The sequence below is a fragment of the Methanocalculus sp. genome (assembly GCF_030651615.1).
GTDB lineage: Archaea > Halobacteriota > Methanomicrobia > Methanomicrobiales > Methanocorpusculaceae > Methanocalculus.
The window spans coordinates 1-4,609 of the sequence record NZ_JAUSCG010000193.1 but is presented as its reverse complement, the minus strand read 5'-3'; the positions used below and the strand labels follow the sequence as shown (position 1 = coordinate 4,609).

Here is a 4,609-nt window from a genome sequence, read left to right as displayed (position 1 = left end):
GTCCCTTGCCTTTATCCACCTCTGTGTAAAAACCATCCTTGATCTCTCTGATGATGAGGCATTTGAATGCTTAACTGATGGAGGTCAGGATTTTGGTATTGATGCACTCCAGATCTCAGAGGAATATGATGGAGCCTTCATTGTCAGTGTCTTTCAGGGTAAATATAAGAGAGAGTTGGAGGCGACTTCAAATTTCCCTGAGAGTGGGATTGAATCCCTTATTCGGGCGATCCGGTATCTCTTTGATCCTGATGTTGATCTTCTGCATATCAACACCCGGCTCCTTACTCGTGTTGAAGAGATTCGATCTCTCATCCGGGATGGATATATCCCTCAGGTCAGGGCAATAGGATGTAATAACGGACTTAAATGGACTGCAGCAGCAGATGATGCCATCAGAAGAGCAGCATTTGGAGATCAGGTCACCTGGGAACATATCAACCACGATCGGCTTGTCCAAATTTTTCAGTCGACAAAACCCGTTGAAGATACCCTGAAACTGACAGGGAAGGCGATCATTGAGGATTTTAACTTCAGCCGGGTTTTAATCGGAAGAATCTCCGTCTCTGAGATTTATGCCCTGATACAGCGCCATGGTGAACGTCTCCTTGAGCGAAATATCCGTCGTTACCTTGGGCTTCAGGGAAACAGGGTGAATGAGGCGATCAGAGAGACCCTGATTGGGCCTGAGAAGAGTAACTTCTATTTTTACAATAATGGTATCACTCTGGTCTGTAATAAGTTCGGATATAATAACCTCCAGTCCGGAGATTATCAGGTGAAAGTTGAAGATCTCCAGATCATCAATGGTGGCCAGACCTGCATGACGATCTATAAAACTCTCGGTCAGATGCAGCTGGACTCTGAGGATGCATATCTGCTCCTTCGCCTGTATCAACTCCCCAGTGACAATCATGATCTCGTCAAACGGATCACCTATGCAACGAACAGCCAGAATCCTGTTGATCTTCGGGATCTCAGGGCGAATGACGAGAGGCAGAAGAGACTTGAGATAGATATTGGTCAGCTTGGCTATCAGTATCGACGAAAAAGGACTGATTCTGCTCTTAAAAGCACCGATATCACTTCAGGTGCAGCCGCAGAGGCGATCCTATCTGTCTGGAGAAGAAGACCCCATCAGGCAAAATTCTTCTCGCGTGAACATTTTGGCAAGCTCTATGATCTGATCTTTACGCAGGATCTCAATGGTGCTCAGACGATCATTGCGGTACTCATCTATCGAATCTGCGAAAACAGAAGAAAACGCCCCTTTCCAGATGATCCCCCTTTCATTCGGTATGCCTCCTGTTTCCTTGCGATGCAGATGGGACGGTACCTCATCCGGGATCTCAACGTTAATCTCAACCAGCTTGATCACCGGAACTTTTCCGGTGCTGAGAGCCTTCTGAGGATGAAGGGGGATGAATATCTGACAGAGGCAATTTCGGATCTGTTGGTGTCTCTGGATCAGCTCTATGGAGAAGGTGAAATCTCCCTCCAGCAACTCGCCGCCACCTTCAGAAGAGGGGATCTTACAGAGAAACTCAGGTGATCTGATCACCTGAAGCGTACGTTAATAATCAGCTCTCTCCATATTCACTCATATGCCGGTTCATGATATCGAGGCCGTCCTGAAGGCGGAGGAGGATGCAGTCTCCAGAATCAGGGCCGCAGAAGCAGAGGCTGAATCCAGCATCGCAGAAGCAGAGGAGCAGGCAGCGCACTCTATCACTCAGGAGAAGAAAAAGGCCGAATCTGCGTCTGACGAAAAGATTGCTCTGGTACGAACAGAGGCAGAAGCCGCTGCCCGTGCGATGGCAGAAGATACGCGCCGGAAGGTCGAATATATCAGGGCCGCTGCAGCATCAAAGCAGGGAGAGGCGGTCTCTGCGATCATTGCGGTGATCACGGGAGGAGATGATGTTCTATCCAGCAGAGATGCATAAGATCACAATCGGCGTTCACCGCCGGTATGCCGCACCTTTCCTTCAGACAATCCATGAAGAGGGGATCATCGAACTGACCCCGGTCACAGGCGATGAACACCTCCTTCATCTCATCACCCCGGTTGAACGGGATGCGATCCGGCAGAAACTTGCAGCCGCCCAGTCCCGGGCTGAGCGGGCTGTTGAATCTCTGGTCGATCTGGTGGAAGGGGGGAGGGGACGAATCGCAGAGTTCTTCCTGCCTCTTCGAAGAGAGCCTCTGCCTGTGCGCCGTCAGGACCCTGCTTCAGTTCTGGGTTCTGTTCTGGATCACGACGCGCTGATCTCAGAGATTCTTGCCTTTCGAATCCGGCGATCAGCCATCCATGAGCGTATAGCGCGTCTTGATGAGATAGAGGAGCACCTCACCCTGTATGGATGCCTGGGGGAGGAGCTTCTGCCAGCGTCTCCCTCCCGGTTCATTACTGTTCGGGCGGGCCGGATTCCTGAAGGTGAATGCGAAGATCTGAATGCACTCTTCAACGAGGAGGGGATAGAGAGCGCAATCGCCACCTCGGTCTGCAGGTGTACGGAGGAAGGTATGATCGCCATCGTTGTTGCTCATAAAAGTGCTGCTGATGCGGTCGATACGCTCCTCCGCTCACGCGGGTTTGCCGAATTCAACTTCGGAGACCGTGAGGGGACGGTTTCTGATGCAAAAGATGATCTCATCAAGGAGAAACGGTCCCTCAGTTTGGAAGATGAGGAGATCGTCAGCCGTATGTGTGCGATTGCAGATGAACACCTGCGGCAACTCGCAGCAGTCGCAGAAGACCTCGCCCTTGCCCGTGACCGGATCGATGCGGCCGCCCTTGCCGGATCAACCCGTGATCTCCGCCTCTATTCCGGATGGATCAGGAGGCGTGATCTCCCTCTCCTTGAGCGGATCGGCATGGAATCTGCAGGAGGCACGATGATCTATCGATCCGTTCCGGGAGAGGATGGCAATAAAGACGTTCCTGTTGCCTATAATCATCCCCGCTGGCTCTCACCATTTGGTTTCCTCACCTCGACGTTTGCACCTCCACGGTACCGTGAGGTTGACCCGACATTCTTCATCGCTCCGATCCTCGTCATCACCTTCGGGGTGATGCTCGGAGATGCCGGTTACGGCCTGCTTCTGGCACTCGTCGCCGCACTCCTCCTTGCAGGGCCCGCCCGCTATCCCGGTACAACCCGTGACCTCTCCCTCGTCCTCTTTGCATGCGGTCTATCCGGAATCATCTTCGGAATCGCCCAGGGTGGAATCTTTGGCGATCTCCTCCCCAGATTCTTCGGGATTGCACCGCCGTTTGCGCTGGTTGATCCGCTGTTAAACCCGATCATCATCCTCACCGGGGCATTGATCTTTGGGATCGCTCACCTGAATCTCGGTCTTGGTATTGCGTCATATAGTAATCTCAGGGAAGGAAGAGTGGGAGAGATGCTCAGAAAACAGGGTGTCTGGTTCCTGATGCAGCCCTGTAGCGCAGTGCTCCTCTTCGCCTTCTTCGGCTGGGCAGAGTTCTCCCAGATGTTTATCCTCGCAGCAGGTGCAGGAACAGCTGCCGCAGCTGCACTGATCCTCTTCATCGAAGGTCCGCTCGGCTTCTTCAGCATTACGGGTTTCCTCGGTGACTGGCTGAGCTATACGAGGATACTTGCCCTCGCCCTCGCAACCGCCGGGATCGCAATGACGGTGAATATCTTAGCTGAGATGATCGGGTCAGTTCATCCGTCACTCGTCGTTGTTGCAGTGCTCTTTGCGATTGCAGGCCATCTCGCTAACTTCCTCCTCCAGTCACTTGGAGGTTTCATTCATGCTCTCCGTCTTCAGTATGTCGAGTTCTTTGGTACCTTCTATGAGGGTGGAGGGCGTCTCTTCCTCCCGTTTGCAACAAAACGGGTGGATACAGTGCTTGTGGAGGATGAATAATGGCGATTGAGATCACAGCAGGATTTATCCTTGCGGTCACCGGTGCAGGTCTTGCGGTCGGTTTGTCAGCTATTGGGTCTGGAATCGGTGTTGGTATCGCCGGTGCAACAGGTGCCGGGGTTATTGCGATCAAACCCGAGAAGTTCGGTCAGGCGCTCGTCTTCCAGGCGGTCCCACAGACCCAGGGGATGTATGGTCTCCTTGTCGCGGTATTGATCCTCCTTGCAACAGGGGTCCTCGGCGGTGCCGGAGATCCTGTCTCCACACCGATGGGGCTTGCCGCACTGGGAGCCGGTCTTGCAGTCGGTATCGCCGGTCTCTCTGCAATCGGTCAGGGTATTGCTGCATCTGCTGGTATCGCGACCACCGCCGAGCGGGAGGGGGCGATGGGGAGATCGCTCGTCTTCTCGGTGATCCCTGAGACGCAGGCGATCTATGGATTATTGGTTGCCATCCTTATCATGGCCTTCTCCGGTATACTGACCGGAGATTCGGTTGCAACGACAGCAACCGGTCTTGCCGCCATCGGGTGCGGTCTTGCAGTCGGTATCGCCGGTCTCTCCGCTATCGGGCAGGGTATTGCCGCGGCTGCCGGGTCTGCATCATCTGCTGAGCATGAAGGGGCGTTTGGTCGTGCCCTCGTTTTCTCGGTGATCCCTGAGACGCAGGCGATCTATGGGTTATTAGTTGCCATCCTGATCATGGCATT

Annotated in this window: 3 protein-coding genes and 1 pseudogene; all 4 read left to right on the top strand. The window is 53.3% G+C overall.

The window, feature by feature from the left end:
- A partial coding sequence (locus Q7V06_RS08400; protein ID WP_304840517.1) for an AIPR family protein occupies positions 1-1,552 on the top strand: 1,552 nt, incomplete at its 5' end.
- Between the two features lie 52 nt (positions 1,553-1,604).
- Entirely contained in the window at positions 1,605-1,946 is a 342-nt protein-coding gene (locus Q7V06_RS08395; RefSeq protein ID WP_304840515.1) for a hypothetical protein, read from the top strand.
- On the top strand, positions 1,918-3,900 hold the full coding sequence (locus tag Q7V06_RS08390) for a V-type ATP synthase subunit I (protein WP_304840513.1): 1,983 nt from the start codon (positions 1,918-1,920) through the stop codon (positions 3,898-3,900). The genes Q7V06_RS08395 and Q7V06_RS08390 overlap by 29 nt, the downstream gene beginning before the upstream one ends.
- A pseudogene (locus Q7V06_RS08385) lies at positions 3,900-4,609 on the top strand (V-type ATP synthase subunit K); the annotation flags it as partial. The gene Q7V06_RS08390 and the pseudogene Q7V06_RS08385, both read left to right, overlap by 1 nt.

Coding starts and splice junctions, on each gene's coding strand:
- Q7V06_RS08395 (WP_304840515.1), top strand. CDS start 1,605: ATGCCGGTTCATGATATCGAGGCCGTCCTGAAGGCGGAGGAGGATGCA.
- Q7V06_RS08390 (WP_304840513.1), top strand. CDS start 1,918: ATGATGTTCTATCCAGCAGAGATGCATAAGATCACAATCGGCGTTCAC.